At 69.4% G+C, this 23,477-nt stretch carries 21 protein-coding genes and 2 pseudogenes; 12 read left to right on the top strand and 11 right to left on the bottom strand.

Annotated features, from left to right (window positions below):
* Window positions 1–16: 16 nt before the first annotated feature.
* Window positions 17–2,476: pseudogene (locus AC07OD_RS23105) on the top strand (EAL domain-containing protein); the annotation flags it as partial.
* A 16-nt stretch (window positions 2,477–2,492) separates the two neighbouring features.
* Here AC07OD_RS23105 and AC07OD_RS23100 read toward each other — a convergent pair.
* The 3 genes from AC07OD_RS23100 to AC07OD_RS23090 all read right to left on the bottom strand — a co-directional run bounded on the left by AC07OD_RS23100 (window position 2,493) and on the right by AC07OD_RS23090 (window position 6,887).
* On the bottom strand, window positions 2,493–3,563 hold the full coding sequence (locus tag AC07OD_RS23100; protein ID WP_494598136.1) for a DMT family transporter: 1,071 nt from the start codon (window positions 3,561–3,563) through the stop codon (window positions 2,493–2,495).
* Between the two features lie 86 nt (window positions 3,564–3,649).
* Window positions 3,650–4,441 (bottom strand): helix-turn-helix transcriptional regulator, encoded by a 792-nt coding sequence (locus AC07OD_RS23095; protein ID WP_494598135.1) that lies wholly within the window; start codon window positions 4,439–4,441, stop codon window positions 3,650–3,652.
* Window positions 4,442–4,469: 28 nt separating this feature from the next.
* Entirely contained in the window at window positions 4,470–6,887 is a 2,418-nt protein-coding gene (locus AC07OD_RS23090) for a YgiQ family radical SAM protein (protein ID WP_494598134.1), read from the bottom strand.
* A 191-nt stretch (window positions 6,888–7,078) separates the two neighbouring features.
* Here AC07OD_RS23090 and AC07OD_RS23085 point away from each other — a divergent pair, with 191 nt between their 5' ends.
* Window positions 7,079–8,053, top strand: a complete 975-nt coding sequence (locus AC07OD_RS23085; RefSeq protein WP_255594662.1) for a bifunctional helix-turn-helix transcriptional regulator/GNAT family N-acetyltransferase — start codon at window positions 7,079–7,081, stop codon at window positions 8,051–8,053.
* 33 nt (window positions 8,054–8,086) lie between these two features.
* Here the strand turns inward: AC07OD_RS23085 and AC07OD_RS23080 are convergent, their stop codons facing one another.
* From AC07OD_RS23080 to AC07OD_RS23065, 4 genes are all read right to left on the bottom strand, one after another.
* Entirely contained in the window at window positions 8,087–8,695 is a 609-nt protein-coding gene (locus AC07OD_RS23080) for a pentapeptide repeat-containing protein (RefSeq protein ID WP_255590805.1), read from the bottom strand.
* A gap of 179 nt (window positions 8,696–8,874) precedes the next feature.
* The gene (locus tag AC07OD_RS23075; protein ID WP_218295130.1) at window positions 8,875–9,225 is read right to left on the bottom strand and encodes an SMR family transporter; all 351 of its coding nucleotides are present in this window, start codon (window positions 9,223–9,225) and stop codon (window positions 8,875–8,877) included.
* Window positions 9,222–9,797 (bottom strand): TetR/AcrR family transcriptional regulator, encoded by a 576-nt coding sequence (locus AC07OD_RS23070; protein WP_494598133.1) that lies wholly within the window; start codon window positions 9,795–9,797, stop codon window positions 9,222–9,224. The genes AC07OD_RS23075 and AC07OD_RS23070 overlap by 4 nt, the downstream gene beginning before the upstream one ends.
* A gap of 186 nt (window positions 9,798–9,983) precedes the next feature.
* Complete coding sequence (locus tag AC07OD_RS23065; RefSeq protein ID WP_218295132.1) at window positions 9,984–10,181, bottom strand: hypothetical protein; 198 nt, start codon at window positions 10,179–10,181, stop codon at window positions 9,984–9,986.
* Window positions 10,182–10,388: 207 nt separating this feature from the next.
* Between AC07OD_RS23065 and AC07OD_RS23060 the strand changes: the two genes are divergently transcribed.
* From AC07OD_RS23060 to AC07OD_RS23050, 3 genes are all read left to right on the top strand, one after another.
* Window positions 10,389–10,982 carry an IMPACT family protein gene (locus AC07OD_RS23060; protein WP_218338668.1) on the top strand — a complete coding sequence of 198 codons (594 nt, stop codon included), beginning with the start codon at window positions 10,389–10,391 and terminating at the stop codon, window positions 10,980–10,982.
* Between the two features lie 156 nt (window positions 10,983–11,138).
* Window positions 11,139–12,554, top strand: a complete 1,416-nt coding sequence (locus AC07OD_RS23055) for a dihydrolipoyl dehydrogenase (RefSeq protein ID WP_218295134.1) — start codon at window positions 11,139–11,141, stop codon at window positions 12,552–12,554.
* 91 nt (window positions 12,555–12,645) lie between these two features.
* Complete coding sequence (locus tag AC07OD_RS23050; protein ID WP_218295135.1) at window positions 12,646–12,861, top strand: YjfB family protein; 216 nt, start codon at window positions 12,646–12,648, stop codon at window positions 12,859–12,861.
* A gap of 31 nt (window positions 12,862–12,892) precedes the next feature.
* Here AC07OD_RS23050 and AC07OD_RS23045 read toward each other — a convergent pair.
* From AC07OD_RS23045 to AC07OD_RS23035, 3 genes and pseudogenes are all read right to left on the bottom strand, one after another.
* Window positions 12,893–14,046, bottom strand: a pseudogene (locus AC07OD_RS23045) (NAD(P)/FAD-dependent oxidoreductase).
* A gap of 21 nt (window positions 14,047–14,067) precedes the next feature.
* On the bottom strand, window positions 14,068–15,627 hold the full coding sequence (locus tag AC07OD_RS23040; protein ID WP_494598132.1) for an amidase: 1,560 nt from the start codon (window positions 15,625–15,627) through the stop codon (window positions 14,068–14,070).
* A 132-nt stretch (window positions 15,628–15,759) separates the two neighbouring features.
* A complete protein-coding gene (locus AC07OD_RS23035; protein ID WP_492255321.1) occupies window positions 15,760–16,281 on the bottom strand; it encodes a P-loop NTPase family protein in 522 nt (173 codons plus the stop codon).
* A gap of 93 nt (window positions 16,282–16,374) precedes the next feature.
* On the opposite strand from AC07OD_RS23035, the gene AC07OD_RS23030 reads away from it, so the two are divergent.
* The 3 genes from AC07OD_RS23030 (at window position 16,375) to AC07OD_RS23020 (ending at window position 19,196) form a co-directional block, all read left to right on the top strand.
* Window positions 16,375–16,683 carry a helix-turn-helix domain-containing protein gene (locus AC07OD_RS23030; protein WP_218295138.1) on the top strand — a complete coding sequence of 103 codons (309 nt, stop codon included), beginning with the start codon at window positions 16,375–16,377 and terminating at the stop codon, window positions 16,681–16,683.
* Between the two features lie 46 nt (window positions 16,684–16,729).
* Window positions 16,730–18,049, top strand: a complete 1,320-nt coding sequence (locus AC07OD_RS23025; protein WP_494598131.1) for a type II toxin-antitoxin system HipA family toxin — start codon at window positions 16,730–16,732, stop codon at window positions 18,047–18,049.
* Between the two features lie 97 nt (window positions 18,050–18,146).
* Window positions 18,147–19,196 carry a phytanoyl-CoA dioxygenase family protein gene (locus tag AC07OD_RS23020; protein ID WP_494598130.1) on the top strand — a complete coding sequence of 350 codons (1,050 nt, stop codon included), beginning with the start codon at window positions 18,147–18,149 and terminating at the stop codon, window positions 19,194–19,196.
* Window positions 19,197–19,290: 94 nt separating this feature from the next.
* Here the strand turns inward: AC07OD_RS23020 and AC07OD_RS23015 are convergent, their stop codons facing one another.
* Window positions 19,291–20,616: a cation:proton antiporter gene (locus AC07OD_RS23015; protein WP_494598129.1), complete on the bottom strand. Its 1,326-nt coding sequence runs from the start codon at window positions 20,614–20,616 to the stop codon at window positions 19,291–19,293.
* A gap of 217 nt (window positions 20,617–20,833) precedes the next feature.
* Here AC07OD_RS23015 and AC07OD_RS23010 point away from each other — a divergent pair, with 217 nt between their 5' ends.
* From AC07OD_RS23010 to AC07OD_RS22995, 4 genes are all read left to right on the top strand, one after another.
* Window positions 20,834–21,466 (top strand): hypothetical protein, encoded by a 633-nt coding sequence (locus AC07OD_RS23010; RefSeq protein ID WP_492805306.1) that lies wholly within the window; start codon window positions 20,834–20,836, stop codon window positions 21,464–21,466.
* A 235-nt stretch (window positions 21,467–21,701) separates the two neighbouring features.
* The gene (locus tag AC07OD_RS23005) at window positions 21,702–21,986 is read left to right on the top strand and encodes a 7(1) septoil knot domain-containing protein (RefSeq protein WP_492805308.1); all 285 of its coding nucleotides are present in this window, start codon (window positions 21,702–21,704) and stop codon (window positions 21,984–21,986) included.
* Window positions 21,987–22,225: 239 nt separating this feature from the next.
* Window positions 22,226–22,825: a chromate transporter gene (locus tag AC07OD_RS23000; protein WP_218338673.1), complete on the top strand. Its 600-nt coding sequence runs from the start codon at window positions 22,226–22,228 to the stop codon at window positions 22,823–22,825.
* Window positions 22,822–23,442 (top strand): chromate transporter, encoded by a 621-nt coding sequence (locus tag AC07OD_RS22995; protein WP_218338674.1) that lies wholly within the window; start codon window positions 22,822–22,824, stop codon window positions 23,440–23,442. Before AC07OD_RS23000 ends, AC07OD_RS22995 begins: the two co-directional genes overlap by 4 nt.
* Window positions 23,443–23,477 lie beyond the last annotated feature (35 nt).

The following is a 23,477-nucleotide window of genomic DNA, read 5'->3' as shown; positions in this document are numbered from 1 at the left end:
TGCCAGCGCCACCGGGATGCATGCCCCGCCCTGTGCCGCCGGCGCTGACGCAGCCCCCAGGAAGCGGCCCGGCAACCAACTTGGCGAACAGGCGGGAGAACAGTCCATGGATGTTGTGTTGCAGCCAGACGAGCGAAGACCCGTGCAGCTGACATTGCGGCTCACCTGGCCCTTCATCGTGATGGTGCTGCTGCTGGCCGCCTGCGCCACCGCCAGCCTGTACGTGCTGTCCACCGTGCGCGGTTTCGTCGCCGGCGAAAGCCTGTGGACGAAGGGGCAAAAGGATGCCATCTATTACCTGGGCCAGTACGCGGCCAATGGCTCGCCCCAGGCATTCGCGCTGTTCACGCAGGCCATCGATATTCCGCTGGGAGACCGGGCGGCCCGCCTGGCCCTGCAACCCGGGCAGGTGCAGGTCGATCTGGCACGGGAGGGTTTCCTGCGCGGGGGCAACCATCCGCAGGACATCGACGGACTCATCTGGCTGCTGCGCTACCTCCACCATTTCGACATCGTTCAAAAGCCGATCCAGCATTGGCTGGTGGGAGACGAATACATCAATGCGCTGCGCGACCTGTCCCACGAGATCCGCCACGATACCGAGCTGGGTTCGGTGGACGACGATACCCGCGCGCAGTGGCAAACCGCCATCCGCGACATCAATGCGGGAGTCACCCCCGCCGCCCGCGCCTTCAGCGAGGCCCTGGGAGACAGCTCGCGCCGCATCGTGGCGCTGCTGATGTGGACCAACATGGGCATCGCGGCCACCCTGATCCTGCTGACCCTGTGGCACACCCACACCCTGCTGGCGCAGCGCCGGCGCGTGGAGCAGGCGCTCAGCGCGGAGCGCGAGCAGGCACGCACCACGCTCACCGCCATCGGCGACGGGGTGGTGACGACCAACATCCATGGCGAAGTGATGTACATGAACCCGGCGGCGGAGCAGCTGCTGGCCTGCAGCGCCCAGCAGGCCGTGGGAAAACCGCTGGACGAGGCCCTGAAGTTCGATGGCGAAGACCCCCGGCCCCAGGCCGCCGGGACGCTCATCGAGCAGATACTGCGGCAGGGCAGCCACGGCGCCGCGAACGCGGGCGGCGCAAGGAGCGCCAAGGGAACGCAGGACGACATCAACCGCACCATCGTGCGCCCCGGCCAGACCGTCGTGCCGGTGAAGCTGGTGGGTTCGCCCATCCAGCACCAGGGCACCGTGACCGGCGCGGTGCTGGTACTGCACGACGTCACGCGCGAACAGCACTACGTGGAACAGCTCTCCTGGCAGGCCAGCCACGATGCGCTCACGGGCCTGGTCAACCGGCGCGAGTTCGAGCACCGGCTCGAGGCCTTGCTCAGCCGCCCGCGCCAGCCGGGCCGCGAGGGCTCCTTGCTCTACGTGGACATGGACCAGTTCAAGCTCATCAACGACACCTGCGGCCACCAGGCGGGCGACGAGATGCTGCGCGAGGTCTGCCGCATGCTGCAAAGCCACCTGCGCGAGGGCGACACGCTGGCGCGGCTGGGCGGGGACGAGTTCGGCATCCTGCTCAAGGACTGCCCCGCCGGGCCCTCGGCGCGCATCGCCGAGCAGCTGCGCCAGGCTGGCCAGGACCTGCGGCTGGCATGGGAGGGCCAGCACCTCACGACCGGCCTCTCCATCGGCATGGTGCAGCTCATCCCCGCGCTCACGTCCATACAGGAAGCGATGCGCGTGGCCGACATGGCCTGCTACCGCGCCAAGGAGGGCGGCCGCAACCGGGTGTTCATCTACCAGCCCGAGGACATCGAGATGACCCGGCGCGAAGGCGACATGGACTGGGTGCGGCGCCTGCGCCTGGCGCTGGAGCACGACCGCTTCCAGCTGCACGCGCAGGCCATCGGCGCGCTGCAGGTCCACGCCGAAGAGGGTTTGCACATGGAGGTGCTGCTGCGGCTGCGCGAGGAAGACGGCCAGCTCGTGGCGCCCGGCACCTTCATCCCGGCCGCCGAGCACTACGGAATGATGCCCTCCATCGACCGCTGGGTGATCCGGCACACGCTGCACGCGCTGGCGCTGCACCAGCGCACGCCGGGCGCCCTGCCGCTGCACACCTGCGCCATCAACCTGTCGGGCACCAGCCTGGGCGACGACAGCCTGCTCAAGTACATCCGCACCACCCTCACCGAATCCGGCCTGGACCCCGCACTGCTGTGCTTCGAGATCACCGAGACCAGCGCCATCTCGCACCTGCCCAACGCCGTGCGCCTGATGAAGGAGCTGCAGCAGCTGGGTTGCCGGTTCGCGCTGGACGACTTCGGCGCGGGCATGTCGTCCTTCACCTATCTGAAGCACCTGCCGGTCAACTACCTCAAGATCGACGGCGCCTTCGTGAAGGACATGCTGCAGGACCCCACCAGCCGCGCCATGGTGGAAATGATCCACCGCATCGGCCATGTGATGGGCAAGCAGACCATCGCCGAGTTCGCCGAGAGCGCCGCCATCGTGGACGCGCTGCGGCTCATCGGCGTGGACTATGCCCAGGGCTACGCGGTGGCGCGGCCCCTTCCGCTGGGCGAGTGCCTGGGCCAGGCGGTACCGCCGGCGGGTGGCGCCGCGCTCCCCGACGCGCGGCACGCCGCCTGATGTCCGCTGCCAGGCGCCCCGGCACGACGGCGCCGCTGGCCAGCACCACGCCGGGGACCACCAGCGCCAGTGCCGCCCAGGCACTGCGCTGCGGCACCTCTCCCAGCAGCCAGGCCGCGCCCAGCGCCGTGAGCACGGGCACCAGCGCGGCGGACAGCGCCGCGCGGGCGGCACCCAGCCGTGCAATGGCCACCGTGTAGGCCACCAGCCCCAGCACACCGGCCATCACACCCTGCCCCAGCGCCTGGAAGGCCACGTCGGTCCAGGGTGCCGTCACCAGGCGCGGGGCGCCCCAGACAATCACCACGGGCACCAGCAGCACCGCAGATCCCAGGTTCACCAGGGCGGCCCCCTGCCAGGGCGACAGGCCACAGCCCCGAAACGCCAGCGTGTAGGCGGCCCACAGCACGGCCGCCAGCACAAACAGCAGATCCCCGCGCCAGGACGCCAGGCCATCGCGCCACACCCCCAGGCCCAGCGCCGCCACGCCCAGCGCCATCAGCACCAGGCCCAGCACGCGCAGGCGCCCCAGCCTGTCGCCCTGCACCAGCCGCCCGCCCAGCGCCACGAACAGCGGCATGCAGCCGGCCATGAAGATGCCCATGTGCGCCGCCGGCGCCCAGCGTGCCCCCGCCAGCACCAGCAGGCCAAAGGGCAGCCCGCCCCCCAGCACCAGCAGGGCCAGCCGTCCCAGGGACATCGCGGCGGGCCATCCGGTGCGCCGGCACCACAGCGGGGCCAGCACCAGCGCGGGAACGCCATAGCGCAGCACGGCCAGCTCCACCGGCCCGAGCGACGTGGTGACGCCGTGGCGCGTGACGATCTGCCAGCCGCTGCCCACAAGGGCCGCTGCCAGCGCGGCCAGCACCCCGATGGCCAGGTTCCGGGCCGGCGATGCAGGCCGCGCGTGAAAAATGCGAGAGATGGAAAACGCAGAAGAGGACATGGCGCCAGTCTCGCGCCCATGGCCCCGGCGGGATATCAGAATCCTGCGTTTCGCGCGGCCGCGGGCTTGGCAGGCTTTCGCGGGGTCTACCCGCCCCGCCCCTGCAGCGCGGACCGCGCCTGCGCCAGCGTCACGCCCACCTCGACGCGAAAGACAGCGCCCAGGTGGCTCTGGCTGCAGTACCCCAGGTCGTGCGCCAGCGCGGCCAGGTCCGATTCACCCGCCTCCAGCCGCTGCAGCGCGGCCGCCATCCGCAGGCGCTGGCGGTAGCCGTGCAGGCCCAGGCCCAGATGCCGCCGAAACAGGTGGGCGAGGTGAAACGCCGAGCAGCCGGCCGCGTCCGCCGCATCCTGCAGGGACCACCGCTCGCCATCGGCCAGGGCCACCCGTTGGGCCATGAAGCGCCGCGCGCGCCCTACCGTCCGCGGCGCCGAATGCGGCGGCGTGCCCTGCAGCACATCGAACGCCGCGCCCCCGGCGGGCAGCGGGCGCCCATCGGCCAGCGCCCGCCAGTGCATGCGCAAGCGCCACAGCAGGCGCGGCGTGAGCATGCGCACGCGCGGCGACAGGTTGTTCTGGTTGCCCGGGGCGCCCACCGGCCCATTCCCCTGCGTGCTCACCACGATGCTGGTTTGCGGCGTGGGCTGCAGGGGCCGCATCTGGTAGGGCAGCCCCTGCGGCAAACCCAGGGCCGTCAGGCCGTCGAGCAGGACCACCTGCCCTGCCATCTGGAACTCGGACAGCCCGTCCATGGGCAGCACCCAGCGCCCGGAGGCTGCTTCATAGGTCGCGCTCCACCGCACGGGCGCGGCATGCTTGAGAACCCGCTCGACCTTCCATGCGGCGCCGGCGTGCAGCAGGGTGCGTTGCTGGGGCATGGCGGGTGTGGCGCGCGTGGCGGCCCGCCTAGCGGGCCTTCTTGAATGCCTTGCCGCTCTTGCCACCGCCGGGCGCGGTGGTGGCGCCCCCTGTCACGCGCGGTGGCAGGCCCGTGTGTTGTGTCAGGATGCGGCCCTTGGTGGGCTGCTGCACGCTGCGCGATGCGGGCACCACGGCAGCCTTGGCACCGGTGGGGGTGGAATTCTTGCGCCGGGCGCTCTGGTAGCCGCCGTCGGTCAGCGGCTGGAAGGTCGGGATCAGGTGGTGCTTGCCGTTGCCAATGAGGTCAGCCCGGCCCATGGCCTTGAGCGCATCGCGCAGCAGCGGCCAGTTGTTCGGGTCGTGGTAGCGCAGGAAGGCCTTGTGCAGGCGGCGGCGCTTTTCGCCACGCACGATGTCCACAGTCTCGCTCTCGCGCGTGATCTTGCGCAGCGGGTTCTTGTTGCTGTGGTACATGGCCGTGGCCGTGGCCATGGGGCTCGGGTAGAAGGTCTGCACCTGGTCGGCGCGAAAACCGTTCTTCTTGAGCCAGATGGCGAGGTTCATCATGTCCTCGTCGCTGGTGCCCGGGTGCGCGGCGATGAAATAGGGGATCAGGAACTGCTTCTTGCCCGCCTCTTCGCTGAACTTCTCGAACATCTGCTTGAACTTGTCATAGCTGCCGATGCCCGGCTTCATCATCTTGGTCAGCGGGCCCTGCTCGGTGTGCTCGGGCGCGATCTTCAGATACCCACCCACGTGGTGCTGCACCAGTTCCTTCACGTACTCGGGCGACTTCACGGCCAGGTCGTAGCGCAGGCCCGAGCCGATGAGGATCTTCTTGATGCCCTTGAGCGCGCGGCCTCGGCGGTAGATCTTGATCAGCGGGTCGTGGTTGGTGCCCAGGTTGGAGCAGATGCCCGGGTACACGCAGCTGGGCTTGCGGCAGGCGGCCTCGATTTCGGGGCTCTTGCAGCCCAGGCGGTACATGTTGGCCGTGGGGCCGCCCAGGTCGCTGATGGTGCCGGTGAAGCCCTTGACCTTGTCGCGGATGTCCTCGATCTCCTGGATGATGGAATCCTCGGAACGGCTCTGGATGATGCGGCCCTCGTGCTCGGTGATCGAGCAGAAGGTGCAGCCGCCAAAGCAGCCGCGCATGATGTTGATCGAGAACCGGATCATCTCCCACGCGGGGATCTTGGTCGCGCCGTCGTGGCTGCCGTTCTCGTCGGCATAGCTCGGGTGCGGGCCGCGCGCGTAGTGCAGGTCGAACACGTGGTCCATCTCGGCCGTGGTCAGCGGGATGGGCGGCGGGTTGATCCATACGTCGCGGGCGGTGGCACCCTCGCCGTGCGCCTGCACCAGCGCGCGGGCGTTTCCGGGGTTGGTCTCCAGGTGCAGCACGCGGTTGGCATGGGCGTACAGCACCGGGTCGCTCTTGACCTGCTCGTAGCTGGGCAGGCGGATCACGCTCCTGTCGCGCGGCGGCACCTTGAGCTTCGCCTTGAGTGCCGGGTTGGCCACGAACAGCATGGGCTGGATGGCGGGGTTGGGTTCAGCCGACTGAAGGTCTTTTTGGCCTCCAGCGCTTGATGGATCTGCGCCAACAGCTACAGAATCAGGAGCATCCTCCTTGCTGCAGGTGGTGCCCTGCGCCGCCGCCTGCTCGCTGGTCGTCATGTAGGGGTTGACGTGGGCCTCCACGCGCCCGGGCTCGTCCACGCTGGTGGAATCGATCTCGAACCAGCCCTTGCCGCTCTCGTCGTCGGGCCGGCGCACGAAGGCCGTGCCACGCACATCGGTGATCTGCTCGACCGGCTCGCGCGCGGCGATGCGGTGCGCCACCTCGACCAGGGCGCGCTCGGCGTTGCCGTACAGCAGCAGGTCGCACTTGCTGTCCACCACGATGGAGCGGCGCACCTTGTCGCTCCAGTAGTCGTAGTGCGCGATGCGGCGCAGGCTGCCTTCGATGCCGCCCAGGATGATGGGCACGTCCTTGAACGCCTCGCGGCAGCGCTGGCTGTAAACGATGGCCGCGCGGTCGGGGCGCTTGCCGCCAATGTCGCCGGGCGTGTAGGCGTCGTCGCTGCGGATCTTCCGGTCGGCCGTGTACCGGTTGATCATCGAGTCCATGTTGCCCGCCGTCACGCCCCAGAACAGGTTGGGCTTGCCCAGCACCTTGAAGGGCTCGGCGCTTTGCCAGTCGGGCTGGGCGATGATGCCCACGCGAAAGCCCTGGGCCTCCAGCGTGCGGCCGATCACGGCCATGCCGAAGCTCGGGTGGTCCACATACGCATCGCCCGTCACCAGGATGATGTCGCAGCTGTCCCAGCCCAGCTTGTCCATCTCGGCGCGGCTCATCGGCAAGAACGGGGCCGTGCCAAAGCGCTTGGCCCAGTACGGGCGGTAGCTGGTCAATGGCTTTGCGGCACGCGCAAAAAAGGAGACGTCGACGGGGGCGTTCATTCAGATGGGGAGCGCGGCCAGCCCATGTGCGGATGGGGCCTCGTGGGGCGCGGCTGTGGTGGATAACCCGTGATTTTACGTTGGCAGGCGTGTTTTGTCGCCCCGAACGCACTTGCCCTTCACTCCCCAAGGTTTGATGGAGATCAGGCATATACTTGCTTTTGTCAATTAATTACATGACAAAGGCATATATGAGCACGAATCCATCCTCCCAGGCCAGCGCAGCCGCAGGCAGCGCGCCCGTCGCCGCCGACGCCGTGAAGGCCGTGCGCAGGTTCAATCGCTTCTTCACCCGCCGCGTGGGCGTGCTGGACCCGTACCTGGGCAGCGATCTCTCGCTGACCGACGTGCGCGTGCTGTACGAGCTGGCCCACCGCGACGCGCCGGTCGCCAGCGAGCTGGCCCGGGACCTGGGCCTGGACGGCGGGTACCTGAGCCGGATCCTGCGGCGTTTTGAAGGCGCGGGCTGGATCCTGCGCAGCGCCAGCGCCCGTGATGCGCGCCAGAGCGTGCTCACGCTCACCCCTGCCGGGCGCGCTGCGTTCGAACCGCTGCAGCAGCGCTCGCGCGACGAAGCCGCCGCGCTGCTTGCCCCGTTGCCGCCGGCCCGGCGGCACGAACTGGTGGACGCCATGCAACGCATCGAGGCCTTGCTGGAGCCCGCCAGCGGCGCCGCGGCGGCGCCCAAGGTGGCCGTGCTGCGCGACCCCGTGCCCGGCGACATCGGCTGGGTGGTGCAGCAGCATGGCGAAATCTACTGGCGCGAGTACGGCTGGGACAGCCGCTTCGAGGCACTGGTGGCGGACATCGCCGCGCAGTTCGTGCGCAAGTTCCAGCCGGGCTGGGAGCGGTGCTGGATCGCCGAACTGGAGGGCGAACGCGTGGGCGCCGTGTTCGTGGTGCGCAAGTCCGCCAGCACGGCCCAGTTGCGGATGCTCATCCTGTCGCCCCGGGCGCGCGGCCTGGGGCTGGGCGCCCGCCTGACCGACGAGTGCATCGCGTTCGCGCGGGCCAAGGGCTACCGGAAAATGGTGCTGTGGACCAATAGCTGCCTGGCGGCCGCGCGTGGCATCTACGCCAAACGCGGGTTCAAGCTGGTCAAGTCGGAACCCTACGAGGGCTTCGGCCAGCAGGCCGTGGGCGAAACCTGGGAGCTCAGGCTGTAGAAAAGCGCCGGCGATCCGGCCGCCTCGCCGGCTTCACACCACCCGGATGCCCAGCTCGCTGACCAGCACCCCCGCCTGGTCGGCCGAGATGATGGCGCCCTTGAAAGACTGCGCCAGGTGCGCGATGCGCAGCCCGCCCAGGTCGACCGACCGCAGGTCCGCGCCATCAAAGCGCGCGTTCTTCAGGTGCGCATCGCGCAGGCTTCCGCCTTCGAACACAGCATCCCGAAAATCGCACCCGGCCAGATCGGCATCCGACAGGTCCAGCTGCTCCACCGTCTGCTTGCGAAACGAGACGCCGCGCAGGTCGGCCCCCACCAGCAGCGAATCGTGAAAACCCAGCCCCAGCGTGCCGGCCTCGCGAAAATGCGCGCCGGTGAGCTTGACTTCGGCGAACCGTGCCGAGGCCAGGTTGGCGCGGTCCCAGGAGGTGTTGTTCAGGTCGCAGCGGTGAAAGCGCGCCTCGGTGAGGTCCGCCAGGCGGAACTGCGCCTGCCCTGCCCGGCAGTCCAGCCAGCGTGTGCCGCCAAGATCCGCCTTGTCCAGGGAGGTCCCGAGGAACGAACAGCCAATGAACTGGGCGCCGCGCAGCGGCAGGCCCGCCAGGTCCAGCCCGTCGAAGTCGCATTGCTCAAAGTGCAAGGCAGGATGTCCTGCCGCCAGCAGCGCTTGCAGCTGCGCTCTCGAAGGTGTCTGGCCAGTGACGCAGAAAGGCCCGGCGGACGGGGAAGGTCGCAGGTTCATGGGAAACAGGTACAAAAACGGGAATCGGTGGATAGGACATGCCGCGAGGCCGCAAGCCGGGCCGCCTTGGCGGCTGCTTAGTGGCCCACGCTGTGGGAAAACAGGTTCACCACCAGGACACCCGCCACGATCAGGCCCAACCCAATCACGGCCGGCAGATCCAGGCGCTGGCCGTAGTACACCCAGCCCACGGTGGAGATCAGCACGATGCCCACACCGGACCAGACCGCATAGGCAATGCCCATCGGCAGCGTCTTGAGCGCCAGCGAGAGCAGGTAGAACGACGCCATGTAGGCCACCGCGGTGACCGTGCTCGGCACCAGCCGGGTGAATCCCTCGGAGGCCTTCAGTGCCGTGGTGCCCAGCACTTCCAGCAAGATGGCGGCGCCCAGGATCAGATAGGTGCCCGCGGACGTGCTCCAGGTCATGGCCGGCCTCCTTGGCACAGGGACAGGAGGATGTCCAGGATGGCGGCCTTGCGCGGCTGGTCGAGTGCATAGACATCGAGCATCTGCGCGAACCAGAACCCGTCTCCCGCCAGGCGGCAGGCCAGCAGCACATTGGCCATGTGGGGATCGTCGCCGTCGGCCTTCAGTGCCGCCGCCATCGCGGCATGCCACCGCTGGCGGCACGGCGCGGACGTCAGGGCCAGCAGGCCGATCGCCCGCTGCGTCTCCACCTGGCGGCTGTCCGAGCCGCTGTCAAAACAGGTCCTGATGTAGGCACGCGCATGGCGCCCGGGCGTGTCCTCTTCCTGGTCCAGCGCTTTCGCAAAACACTGTTCAAACTCCTCGAAGAGCTGGTCCGACAGCGCATCCAGCAGGGCCTGCTTGCTGCGGTAATGGTGCTGGAGCCCGCCCTTGGTCACGTGGGCCCGCTGGGCCACGGCATCGAGCGTGACGGCGTGGGGGCCCTCCCGCACCAGGAGTTCCCGGACCACGGCCAGCAATTGGCTGCGGATCAGTTCAGGCTGTTTTTGGCGGCGATGTGCTTCGGTCATTCAATAAACCATCCAGATGGATTGTTTATTGTACCGAGGAGCCAGACCGATATCGACGAAAGCCCGCAGGGAACCGTGGGGACTTTCCGTGGCCATGCACGGCCCTGCATTGCCGCTACCCAGGAAGAAGGAAGGCGCCCGGGTGCTGGACAGGGCGGGGCCGCCCGTCGAGCGCCGTCGCCCTGGCTACCATTCCCCGACTTCACGCACCCGCTGCGCCAGATCCGGGAACGCGTCCTCCGCCACCGCGGCTTCGGCCTCGGCAGGCATGGCCTGCGCAACCGCCACGCCAGCAGCGGGCGGTGCCGAGCGCGACAGGAACCTGCCAAAAAGATGGTGGCCCCAGGCGGCATGCGACGGGGCGGTGAACGGGATGGCGAACATGGCGGTTCCTTTTTATAAGGCTTCGGCGCTGCAAAAAACTGAGCGCCAGCGTAAGTCAGGGCTTCAATGCGCAGTGTAGGAATCCGCGCCGCACTCCTGTGTGACAGAACACACGGTCGCGGGCGTTTCACGCGGGCGTACCCCTTCCCGCGGCCCTGGGCTGTGACTTTTTTCACACACGGGCCGCCCCCTTACACTCTGCGCCCCATGCCCCACACTCTGGCCGCGCCCGCGCACAGCGAACTTGTCATCAAGAAAAGCCGGTTCATTGGCTGCGTGCAGCCCATGGCCGACCGCGCCAGCGCGCAGGCCGCGGTGGATGCGCTGTGGAAGCAGCACCCTGGTGCCGCGCACATCTGCTGGGCCCTGCTGGCGGGCGGCCAGTCGGCGGCGGTGGATGACGGCGAACCCGGGGGCACGGCCGGGCGGCCCATGCTCGACGTGCTGCGCCACCAGGACCTGGAGGGGGTGCTGGCCACGGTGGTGCGCTACTTTGGCGGCGTGAAGCTGGGAGCGGGCGGCCTCGTGCGCGCCTACACCGACACGGTGGCCCAGGCACTGCTCACCGCCCCCAAGGTCACGCTGCAGCGCATGAAAACCCTGCAGTGCCTGGTGCCCTACGCCCTGGAAGGCCTGCTGCGCCGAGAAATCGACCTGGCCGGGGCCGAACTGTCAGAGGTGCGGCATGGCAGCCTGGTCACCGTGCAGTTGCGCCTGCCCGAAGCGCGGGCCGCGGCCTTCGTGCAGCGCATCAACGACTGCGGCCAGGGCCGCGTGGGCTGGACCGAGCCCGCGGCCTGACCGACGGCACCTTTCGGGGCTGCCGCGAGGGCAAGGGCTTCGCCGGCCACGCCGCGCTGCCCGGGCAGGGGGAACCAACAAAGGCCTTTGCGCCTACAAGCGCCGCGCGGCCGGGCCGCGACACTCAGGGTTTGCAGGGCTCCCAAGGAACCACCCATGAGCCAACCGCTCGACACCATCATCATTGGCGCAGGCACGGCCGGCCTGGCCGCCCTGCGCGAGGTGCGCAAACGCACGGACCGCTACCTGATCGTCAACGAAGGGCCCTGGGGCACCACGTGCGCGCGGGTAGGCTGCATGCCCTCCAAGGCACTGATTGAGGCGGCCAACGCCTTTCACCGCCGCCACGCGTTCGAGGAATTCGGCCTGCGGGGCGCACAGGCCCTGACCGCCGACATACCGGCCGTGCTGCGGCGCGTGCGCGCCCTGCGCGATGATTTCGTGGCGGGCGTTCTGAAGGCCACCAGCGGGCTGGGCAGCGCCCAGGTATCCGGGCGCGCGTCGCTGGCCGGCCCGCACGCGGTGGACATCGACGGCACCCGCCATGCCACGCGCAGCATCATCATCGCCACCGGCTCGCGCCCGAGCGTGCCGGACGAATGGCTGGCGTTTGGCGACCGCATGCTCACCACCGACACCCTGTTCGAGCAGCCCAGCCTCGGCCCCCGCATCGCCGTGATTGGCATGGGCCCCATCGGCGTGGAGATCTCCCAGGCGCTGGCCCGGCTCGGGCTGCAGGTGGCCGCCTTCACCACCGGCGACACACTGGCGGGCCTGAGCGACCCGGCGCTCAACGCCGAACTGACAGCGCTGCTCAAGAAGGACATGGTGCTGCACGCCGGGGCCCCGGCCGAACTGCGGGAAGTGCCCGGCGGCATCGAAGTGCGCAGCGGCTCCCACCGCGTGGTGGTGGACCAGGTCGTCGCCGCCATGGGCCGCGTACCCAATATCGAGCACCTGGGCCTGGACACCCTGGATGTGCTGCTGGACAAGCATGGCATGCCCACGGTGGATGCACGGACCCAGCAGATCGGCAGCCTGCCCGTGTTCCTGGCCGGGGACGCGAACGCCCACGTGCCGCTGCTGCACGAGGCGGCCGACGAAGGCCATATCGCCGGGATGAATGCCCTGGCGGAGACACCTGCGCGCTTTCAGCGCCGCACCCCGCTGGCCATCGTGTTCTGCGATCCCAACGTCGCGATGGTGGGCCAGCGCCTTGCCGACATGGACCCTGTCCACACCATCACGGGCACGGCCAGCTTCGACGACCAGGGCCGGGCCCGGGCAGCCCAGCACAACCATGGGCGCATCTGCCTGCACGCCGACCGGGCCACCGGCCGTCTGCAGGGCGCCGAGATGTGCGCGCCCCAGGGCGAACATATGGCCCACCTGCTTGCATTGGCCATTCAGCAGAAACTGACGGTGCACGACCTGCTGGGCATGCCGTTCTACCACCCCACGCTGGAGGAAGGCTTGCGCACGGCGCTGCGGGACGCAGCACGGCAGTTGCCCGGGGTTCGCGCGTCCGACCTGGCGGCGTGCGGAGCCATTGGGGCGGCGGCGCTGGAGTGAGAATGGCAACCCCAGGCGGGCCCGGATATGTAAAAACCCTCAAGCCTGCCGCCCGCATGCCGATATGAATCCATCACCCCAAGGAATCACCATGGACGTCGCCCTCACCAACAGCATCGTCAACACCGCCACCGCGCTGGCCAGTGCCAAGACGTCCGATGCGCTGAACATGGTGGTGCTGAAGAAGGCGCTGGACATGCAGGCCACGTCAGCGGCCACGCTGCTGGATGCCATGCAGCAATCCATGCCCCAGCCAGGGCTGGCCACGTCCGGCACGCTGGGTACCCAGGTCAACACGTTCGCCTGAGCCACCCTTCGGCCAAAAAACAGACGCGCAGCTATCGCAGCCGTGCAGGCGACAGCCCTTGCGGCGCCACCCCCTCGCGCACCAGTTCTTCCGCCAGTGGCTCGCCGCGCAGCAGCTGCCGCGCCAGCAACGAGGCGCCCGCCGCGCTCTGAATCCCATACCCACCCTGCCCCGCCAGCCAGAAAAAGCCGGGCACATGGTTGTCCCAGCCGATCACCATGTCGCCGTCGGGCACGAATGAGCGCAGGCCTGCCCAGGTGTGGGAGGGGCGGCGGATCTGGAAGATCGTTTTTTCCTCGATGTGATAAATCCCCGTGGCCACGTCCAGTTCCTCGGGCACCACGTCGTGGGGATGTGTCGGGTCGGCGTTGGCGGGGGAGCCCAGCAACTGGCCTGCGTCGGGCTTGAAGTAGAAGCTCTCGTCGATACCGATCACGGCGGGCCAGTGGGTCGCCTCCATGCCTTCGGGCACGGCGAAGGTGAAGGCGGTGCGGCGGCGCGGCGGCGCGGCTCCAGGCCGATGGGTGGCACGCCGGCCAGGCCCGCCACCACGTCGGCCCAGGCGCCCGCGGCGTTGATGATGGTGGTGGCCCGCAGCGCCCGGCCATCGGCGAGCGTCACCTGCCAGCCATCGCCCTGGCGCTCCAGGGCCGTGACCTCGGCATTCGTCAGCACCTGGCCTCCACGCTGGCGCAGGCCGCGCAGGTAGCCCTGGTGCAGCGCGTGCACATCGATGTCGGAAGCTTCGGGCTCGCTCATGCCGGCGGCCACGGCTTCGGGCTTCAGGCATGGCAGCTGGGCCAGCAGTGCGGCCTGGTCCACCCATTCCACATTGGGCGAGATGGTGTGGGCTTCGTCGTAGGCCTGTTTCAGCATGTCGAGCTGGTCCGGCCCCGCCACGTAGACCACGCCACGGGGCGAGAGGATGGGGTCAGTTCCAAACTCGGGCGGCGGCGCGTCGTAAAACGCGCGGCTCGCCCGGGTCAGCGCCTGGATGTTGGGCGTGCCGTAGGTGGCCATGTACAGGGCCGCCGAGCGGCCGGTGGTGTGGTAGCCGGGCTGCGATTCGCGCTCGAGCAGCAGCACGCTGGCGCCCTGCCCCCCGACGCGCTCCTGTACAAGCTGCCACGCCACCGAGGCGCCCGCGATGCCCGCGCCAATGACGATGGTGTCCGCTGATTGCATGGTTTTGTCTCCTGGCTCGAATTACACCGCTGACACCTGAGCCGCCGAGGCGGTGCGGTCATCACGCGGCAGGCTGCGGGCGTCGCGCGGATCGGGCGCGCCAGTCACGATGGAGGTCAGCGCGGGCTCCGCGTGTGTTTGCATCAGCTTGGCGATGTCAGGCCGTGGGCGGGCAAGCCCGGCGATGCCCTTGAAGGCTTGCTCCAGCGCGTGGCCCACGCCCAGCGTGTGGCGGTCGGCGCGAAAGCGCCCGACGATCTGCAGACCAAACGGCATCCCCACGTCATCCAGCCCGCACGGCAAACTGAGCGCTGGGTGCGTGGTCAACGTGGTCACATAGGTCAGCGCCAGCCATCGGTAGTAGTTGGCCTGCGGCTCGCCGTTGATGTGGCTGGCGAACAGCTGCGTCCACGCAAAAGGCGACACGGGCGTGGTGGGCGCCAGGATCACGTCGTACTGCTCATACAACTTCTGGAACCGCGCCAGGATGCGCGTCTGCTCGGCCTGCGCCCAGGCGCTGTCCAGCAACGTCATCGCCGCGCCCATCTCGTAGTTGGCGCGGGTGTTGGGGCCCAGGCTGGTGGGGTCGCGCTCATAGGCCTCGCGCGTGCTGGCCACAAAGGCTTCGGCGCGCAGCACGTCAAAGCAGCGGTGCACGTCACCCAGGTCGATGTCGATGGCATCGCAGCTGGCAAACAGGTGCTTCATGGCCTGCACCTTCTGGCGGAACACGGCGCGGATGCCGTTGTCCACGGCGCAGGCGCCAAGATCTTCGGTGTACGCCACGCGCAGGCGGCTCAGGTCCACCGCTTCGGGCAACAAAAAACTCATCGGGTCCAGCGGGTAGCTCAGCGGGTCGCCCGCCGACATACCCGCCGTGGCAGCCAGTTGCAGGCAGGCCTCTTCTACCGTACGGCCCATGGGGCCCACCACCGAAATCGGCGTCCAGCCCAGCAGCTTGCGCGAGCTGGGCACCACGCCGGGCGACGGCCGGAAGCCCACCACGCCACAGATAGAAGCGGGAATGCGCAGCGAGCCGCCCGTGTCCGACCCCGTGCACACCGGCAGCATGTCGCACGCCAGCGCGGCGGCCGAGCCACCCGACGAGCCCCCGGCATTCAGGTTGGGATTGAACGGGTTGCCCGTGGCGCCCCACACCGTGTTGCGCGAATTGGCGCCCGCCCCCATCTCGGGGATGTTGGTCTTGCCCGCCACGACGGCACCCGCCGCGCGCAGGCGTGCCACCAGCACGTTGTCCTCTGCCGGTATGTTGCTGCGGTAGATCTCCGAGCCATAGGTGGTCAGCAGCCCGGCCGTGGCTTCCAGGTCCTTCACGCCCAGCGGCAGGCCGTGCAGCAGGCCCAGCGGCTCGCCGCGCAGCACCGCCTGCTCGGCGGCCTGGGCCTCGGCGCGGGCGCGGTCGTAGCAGGTGGCGGTGATGGCATTCACATGCGGGTTGACGGCCTCGATGCGCGCCATGCAGGCGTCGAGCAGCTCGACGGGCGAGACCTCGCGCGTGCCGATGCGGTGGCGCAGTTCATTGGCGGTCAGCTCGACCAGGGCGTTGTGTGGAGTGGTCATGGCGTTGGTGTCCCTTTCGTCGTTCTGTGGTTTTTCCGCTGGCGCGGCCGGCGGCGGTGTTGGCCGGGGGGTGAAACGGCGCGAACCCACGGCCGCCATCTTGGCATGGTGGGGACGCCCTCGCCCGTTGCTTCAGAACCCGGGCAATGCCCTCATCACAGCCGCCACCAGATTCTGGACAGGAGCGTCCGAGCTCAGTTCGATATGGGGACCGCGCCGTGCCGCGAGCCAGTTCCGCTGCCTCTGCAGGCTTCTGCCTGGCAACACCCCGTCATCGTATTGAGCCGCCCATTCCAGGAAAGCAGGATTCGCCTGGCCAAAGCGCTGCGCCTCCCGGTGGCGAAGGCGCGCGAGACGCGCGGGGGCATCCAGGTAGAGAAACACGATCAGGTCAAAGCAGTCTTCCAGTTCCTGCCCCCACCCGGCCACGGAACCGGCCAGCACCGCCACCTTGCTGGCGCGCAAGTCGCCGAGGAGCAGGGCCAGGCGCTGTGTAGGGTCCCGCCTGCTGGTGAACGGCGGCGTGGTGGGCAGCCAGTAGTAGTCGTCAGCGTCGAGGTGGGTCCCGTTCAACGCTGCGGCCAGGGCCGCGCTCAGCGTGGACGTGCCAGAGCCTGAAGCACCGGTGACATGGATTCGCAGCAGCTGGGTCAATGGTGGGTTCCTTGAACTGTATTTTTGCCAAGATTAATGACGATAATGATATCTATGTTTATCTTTTTCAGATAAAAGAGTATAAATATCATCATGAACAACGATCTCATTCAGAGCCTGGCCATCGCCCGCAAAGCCGGCAAGCTCACCCAGGCCGAACTCGCCGAGCGCGCGGGCCTCTCCCGCATGACCGTCCAGCGCACCGAAGGTGGCGACCTGGACCCGCGCTACTCCACCCTGGCCGAGATGGCCCGCGTGCTGGGCATGGACATCATTGCCGTGCCCAGCAGCCTGCGGCCCAGCCTGGAGGCGTTCATCCAGTCGGGCGGCAAGTTCCTGGGCCAGCCCGCGGGAGTGGACGCGCCGCCGTCGGTGGTGGACAGCCTGAGCCGCGCCGGCTGAGGCCGCCAGCGCCCACACCCGCACGCGCCTGCGCATACCCGGCCCCATGAGCACCTCCATCCGCTACCTGCGCCTGTACCTGCACCGCCCCGCCCTGGCAGACGGCGCGGCGGGCGGGCGCGAGGCGATTGGCTACCTTTCGCAGTACGGCGACATCCTGCGCGTGTCGTTTGACGAGAGCTACATCCGCAACCCGCAGCGCCCCACCCTGTCGCTCAGCTTTCAGGGTGCCGACGAGGCAGCCACGCAGCAGATCCTGGCGTCGGCGCGGGATGCACGGCTGGTGCGCACCGACGGGCGCTGGCCCGTGTATTTTCAGAACCTGCTGCCCGAGGGCCACAACCGCGAGCGGCTGGCGCGCGAGCGCGGCTGCAGCCCCGACGACGAGTTCGAACTGCTGGCCGCCGCGGGCCACGACCTGATGGGCGCGCTGGAGGTGGAGCCCGTGCCCGCGCAAGACGGCATCCCCGACGTGGTGCGGCACTGGCACACCACGCAAGGGCTGGACGTGCTGGAGCCGGGCTTTGTCGAATTCCCGGTGGAAGACGCCGCATCGCTGCCCGGCGTGGTCACCAAGTTCAGCGCGGTGCTGGACGGCCGCCGCTACACCGTGCGCCGCCAGGGCGCGGCCGGCAGCGTGATCCTCAAGCTGCCCACCACCGCGCACCCCGACCTGGTGGCCAACGAGTTCGCCGGCTACCAGCTGTGCAAGGCGCTGGGCCTGCACTGCGCCGATGCACGCGTCATCACCCGCGCCGAGGCCGACCTGCCGGGCACCGTGCCCTTCAACGAGATATTGGCCGTGCAGCGCTTTGACCACCTGCCCGGCGGCGCCCGCGTGCACATGGAGGAGTTCAACCAGGTGCTGGGCTACACCCCGCGGCAAAAGTACGGCAAGGGCATCCTGCAGGACTGGTCCACCATGCTGCGCGTGCTCAACCGCCTGAGCCGCCAGCCGGTGCAAGACACACGCGAGTTCCTGGCGCGCATGGTGGCGTTCATCCTCATGGGCAACACCGATGCGCACCTGAAGAACTGGGCGCTGGTCTACCCCGACGGGCGCGTGCCGCAACTGGCGCCGGTGTACGACCCGGTGTGCGTGGCCGCGTTCTTCGAGGGCGTGCCCGAGGGCCAGTACGCGATGAACCGCTCCATCGACCGCGCGCTGCGCGCGTTCAGCTGGGACGACATGGAAGGCCTCATGAAGTCGGCCGGACTGCTGCGCGTACCGCGCCACCTGGCGCTCCTGCGCGACACGGTGGCGCGGGCCCGGGAGCAATGGCCCCGCCTGATCGCGGATGCGCCCGATTCCCTGCGGGCCGCCGTCACCCAGCGGCTTGCCGGGGGCGTGGCCCTGGCACGTTGACAGCAGGCGACGTTGCAAAATGGGAGGGCGCCCACGGGCACGCGTGTCCCCGATCGGCCGTGCCCTCTTTCCATTCTCCTGTTGCCCCTGCCCCTCCATGTCCGCCGCTGCCGCCCCCACGCCCCTACCCCACCCACTGCCGCCAGACACGGAGACGGGCGCCTTGCGGGTCCCCCACCTCAAGCGCTGCTGGGCCCGCTGGATGGCCGCCCGCAGGGGCCTGGCACAGAGCTCCCACGGGGAAGGCCACCGCACGCAGATCGTGCTGGCCGCGCTGGGGGTGGGGCTGGAGCAGACCATGCAGTACGTGCTGCGCGAGGCCCCGGAGTTCGCCGCCTTCGAGGACTGGATCGTGCGCACGGCGGGCGCGCCCGATGCAACCACCGTGGCGCGGATTCAAGCCCTTGTGGATGGCGGCCCGGCGCCCGAAGCGGCCTTGCAGCTGCATGCCCGGATCGACGCGATGGAGCCCGTGCTGGATGCGGAGGACCTTGCGCATTGGGACGAGCATGGCTACGTGGTGGTGCGCGCTGCCGTGCCGCCGCACGACAGCGCCGCCGCGGCGCACGCCGTGTGGGACGCGGTGCGCGCCGATCCCGCCGATACGGCGTCGTGGTATGCCCACGCCCCGCGCAACACCATGGTCCAGCTGTTCCAGCACCCCGCCTTCGAGGCCAACCGGCGCTCCCTGCGCATCCACAAGGCCTTTGCCCAGCTGTGGGGCACGGCGGACCTGTGGCGCAGCACGGACCGCTGCGGGTTCAATCCACCCGAACGCGCGGGCTACCCCTATGGCGGCCAGGGCATGCATTGGGATGTGAGCCTGCACCAGCCCATCCCCTTCGCCACCCAGGGCATCCTGTACCTGACCGACACGCCCCCCGAACAGGGCGCCCTCACCCTGGTGCCGGGTTTTCACCGCCGGGTGGGCGACTGGCTGGAGCACCTGCCCGCCGGCGCCGACCCGCGCCAGCAGGACCTGCACGCGCTGGGCGCCACGCCCATCGGCGCCCACGCGGGCGACCTGGTGATCTGGCACCAGGCCCTGCCCCATGGCCCCAGCCCGAACCGGGGCGCGCGGCCCCGCCTGGTGCAGTACATCAACATGGCCCCCGCCCACGTCCCCAGCCACGCCACCTGGATCTGACGCCGCCCACCCCTTCGCCCCGCGCGTCCCGGCAAGGCGCCGCTCCATCCGGCGGCATCGGGTGGCATCCACCGTGGCCGGCGGCCGGCGCCCTTCAGTCCTCGGCCACCCGCCTGGCCTCCTTGCGCTTCTCGTAGCGCCGCATCAGCGGCGTGACCGAGATGCCGTGCAGCAGCACCGAGGCCACCACCACCGCCAGCGTGATCGCCAGCAGGCGCTGCGCGATCACCGGGTGCAGGCCGTGCGTGATGGCGTACATGAGGTAGTACACGGAGCCGATGCCGCGGATGCCAAACCACGCGATGAGGCGGCGCTGGGAGCGCTTCACCCGGGTCCCCACCAAACCGGCGTAGACCGCCAAGGGGCGGATGGCGAACAGCAGCAGGGGGACGAACCACAGCACCTCGGCATCAAAGTCCACCACGGTGAGCAGGACGCCCACCACCAGCACCACGGCGACTTCGGCGATGCGCTCGAGCTGGGCGTTGAAGCGCTCGACCGCCTGCATCATGTGGCCCGGCGCCTGCGCGGGCTCCATGTGCCCGACTTCCGTGGCGCCCTCCACCTCCACCTCCACCGCCGTCGGCGCAGGGCCGGCGGGCTGCGCCGCCACGCGCCGCAGCGCCAGCCCGGCGGCGAAGACGGCCAGAAACCCGTAGGCATGGCATAGCAGGGCCGTGCCATAGGCCAGCGCGATGAGGCCCAGCACCATGAACTCGTCCGGCCCCAGCATCTCGCGGTGGCGCATGCGCAGGTACAGGATGGCCCGGCCCACCACCGCGCCCAGCGCGAAGCCGATGCCCACGCCCCCCGCCACGGCCCAGAGCACGTCCACCGCCCACCAGCGCCATCCCCCCTCGCCCAGCTCATGCAGGGACATCAGCCCGAGGCCGAGCATCACCAGGGGAAACGCGGTGCCGTCATTGAGCCCGCCCTCGCCCGTCAGGCCAAAGCGCAGGCGGTCGCGGTCGTGGGGGTCGGCCACCTGCACGTCCGACGCGAGCACGGGGTCGGTCGGGGCGAGGATGGCCCCCAGCAGCACCGACACCCCCAGCGGCAGCCGCAGCAGCCACACGCCCACGGCCGCGATGGCCCCCACCGTCAGCAGCATGGAGACCGTGGCCAGCTGCAGCGGGATGCGCCAGCGCGCATCGCGCAGCGGCAGCTCCAGCTTCAGGCCCACGGTGAAGAGCGAAATCAGCACGGCGATCTCGGTGAGCCGCTCCAGCAGCGCCGCATCGCCCAGCGGGTCCAGCACCAGCAGGCCCAGCCCCCAGGGGCCGATGCCCACGCCCACAGCCAGGTAAAGGATGGCCGAGCTGAGCGGTACGCGCGAGATCAGCGAACTCGTCAGTGTCATCACCACCAGCAGCAGGCCCACCAGCAGGAAGCCCAGCGGGACAAGCAGGGCTTCGCTCATGGAGACACCGCGCCACACCCCCGGCGCACGGCCAGGGCGCCCCTGGCGCGCGGGGGCAGGGGCCGGGCTGGGTGGCGAATAGATGGCACGCTCATCACGCCACTGTATGGCCGTGCCCCGGCAAGGCTGTGCCGGGGCACGGCCCCTGCGGCTGTCAGCGGATGCCGCCAGTACCGAAACCTGTTCACAATCGCGCAAACCCTTCTTCGGCCCGCGCATGAACCTGTCAACGCTCCTCAAGATCGCCATCGCGCTGGCGGTGGCCTTTTTCGCCATCGAGAAGCTGCGGGTGCACCGGGCCGACCAGCGGCTGCAGAGCCTGGGGCCCGCCGCCGTGACGCAGCAGCAGCAGTTCGCGGACAGCCCGGTGCAGGCCGCCACCAGCGAGGCGCCTTTCGAGTTCCGGGGCTACCAGGTCAAGCCGCTGGCGGCATTCGCGGTGCGCGCACGGGTGCTGGCACGCGAGGACTACTACGCGGGCAAGGAAGCCGAGCTATCCCCCGTGGACCTGGCGCTGGGGTGGAAGCGCATGGCGGAGCCGGCCGTGTACGAGCCCCTGGGCATCACCCAGGGCAACCGCTGGTACCGCTACTCCTGGCGCGACCAGCCGCCCATCCCGCTGCAGGAGATCATCGAATCGTCCGCCAACATGCACATGATCGCGGCCACGCCCACGGTGGAACGGGCGCTCAAGAAGGCACGCAAGGGCGGGTACATCCGCATCACGGGCAAGCTGGTCGAGGTCTCCCACCCCAGCGGCTGGCGCTGGACCAGCTCGCTCACGCGGTCGGACTCGGGCGCGCATTCGTGCGAGCTGGTGTTCGTGGAATCCGCGCAGGTGGAAGACTGAGCGGCGGGCCAGGCCCGGGGGCATTTCCACGGCAACTTCCAAAATGATAGCGTCGCACGCCGACCCAACCAGCGCTCGGGGCGGTTTCGGCCCAAAAATACGACAGACCCGCAGGGCACGCACCGCAGCGCCCCCAAAGCCCGGATACTCGGGTGGCGGGGCCGGTGGTTGCGCGGCGCGGCGCCTTCCCTTGCGCACAGCCACCTTCACCGCCTGACCGCCAGAAAGGATGCCCATGGCCAAGATCCTGGAAGTGAAGTATGAGCACCAGGCCGATGCGCGCGTGTGCGAGGTCGCCCACGAAAGCCTGGCCGACCTGTGCTGGCACGAGGTGGCCTATGCCACGCAGGCCAGCGGCGATGCGATCTGGTTCTTCGTGGCCTACGCGAACCAGGCCAGCTTCAAGGTCCTGCGGGTCAAGCACGCCAGCCAGGCGGACCTGAAGCTGTTCAAGGTGGGCACTCCCGAACAGGCAGGCTGGCGCAACAAGGACCATCTGCTGCGCGGCAAGCTGGGCTGAGCCCCGGCGCGCGGCCAGGGCGCAGCCCCAACGCCACCCTGCCCCGGTGCTGGCGACGCGAATCGCAGGCCCAGCCTTGCCGCAACGCGAGGCCTGCGCCTCCCGCGCGCGCGGCGTGGCGCGCGTAACATGGCGCCTGGGCGCCGCGCGCCGGGCCGCGCACCCCGAATACTCCTGATTTGATAGCTGCTAGCGCTTACTGCAAAAGCGCTAGCGGCCATTTTGACCAAATTTTCCCCATGGCCACAGCCACCGATCTGCCGTCCCCGCCCCCCGAACCCGCGCCCCGGCCACAGCCGCGCAACCCTGCCGACCTGTTCTGGTCCTTCACCTGGCTGGCCCTGCAGGGATTTGGCGGCGTGCTGGCCGTGGTGCAGCGCGAACTGGTGGAGAAAAAACGCTGGATGACGAACGAGGAATTCGTCGAGGACTGGGCGGTGGCGCAGATCATGCCGGGCCCCAACGTGGTCAACCTCAGCATCATGATCGGCGACCGCTACTTCGGCCTGCGCGGCGCGCTCGCGGCGCTGGCGGGCATGCTGACCTTTCCGCTGATCCTGGTGCTGGCCCTGGCCGTGGTCTATGCCGAGTTCTCCAGCCACCCGGCCGTGGCGGGCGCGCTGCGCGGCATGGGCGCCGTGGCGGCGGGGCTGATCGCCGGGGTGGGCATCAAGCTCTTCGTCTCCATCCAGAAACACCCCCTGGGCCGCCCGCTGTGCGTGGCCTTCGTGGCGCTCACCATCGTGGCCATGGTGGTGCTGCGCTGGCCACTGCTGTGGATCCTGCCGGTGGTCGGCGGCGCGGCCTGCCTGCTCACCTGGAGGAAGCTCGCGCCATGAACACGTCCGCCTCCACCGCATTGACCGCCCCGCTGCTCGCGCTCGGCCCCGCTGACTGGTTCAACCTCTTCCTGTACTACATGTCGCTGTCGCTGCTGGCCGTGGGCGGCGCCATCGCCACCGCGCCCGACATGCACCGCTTCCTGGTCGAGCGCCAGGCTTGGCTGACCGACCCGCAGTTCAACGCCTCCATCGCCATCGCCCAGGCTGCACCCGGCCCCAACGTGCTGTTCATCGCGCTGCTGGGATGGAACGTGGGCATCAACGCCGGAGGCCCCGGCATGGCCGGCTGGCTGCTGGGCGCGCTGGGCATGGCGGTGTGCATGCTGGGCGTGATGCTGCCCAGCAGCCTGCTCACCTGGCTGGCCACGCGCTGGGGGCACCGCAACCGCGAGCGCCGGGGCGTGCGCGCCTTCAAGCAAGGCATGGCGCCGGTGGTCATCGGCCTGCTGCTGGCCACCTCCTGGGTGCTGGCGCGCGCCCATGGCGGCCCGGCCACGGCCTGGCCCCTGTGGCTGCTGAGCGCCGTCACCGTGGTGCTGGTGTGGCGCACCAGGCTGCACCTGCTGTGGATGCTGGCCGCGGGCGCCGTGCTGGGGGCCGTGGGCTGGGTCTAGGGTCTAGCGCGCCGGCCGGGCACGGGGCCGGCGGC

This window comes from Acidovorax sp. GW821-FHT10E03, assembly GCF_059415205.1.
The sequence above is the reverse complement of the archived record's forward strand: the minus strand, read 5'-3'. Positions and strand labels throughout refer to the sequence as shown.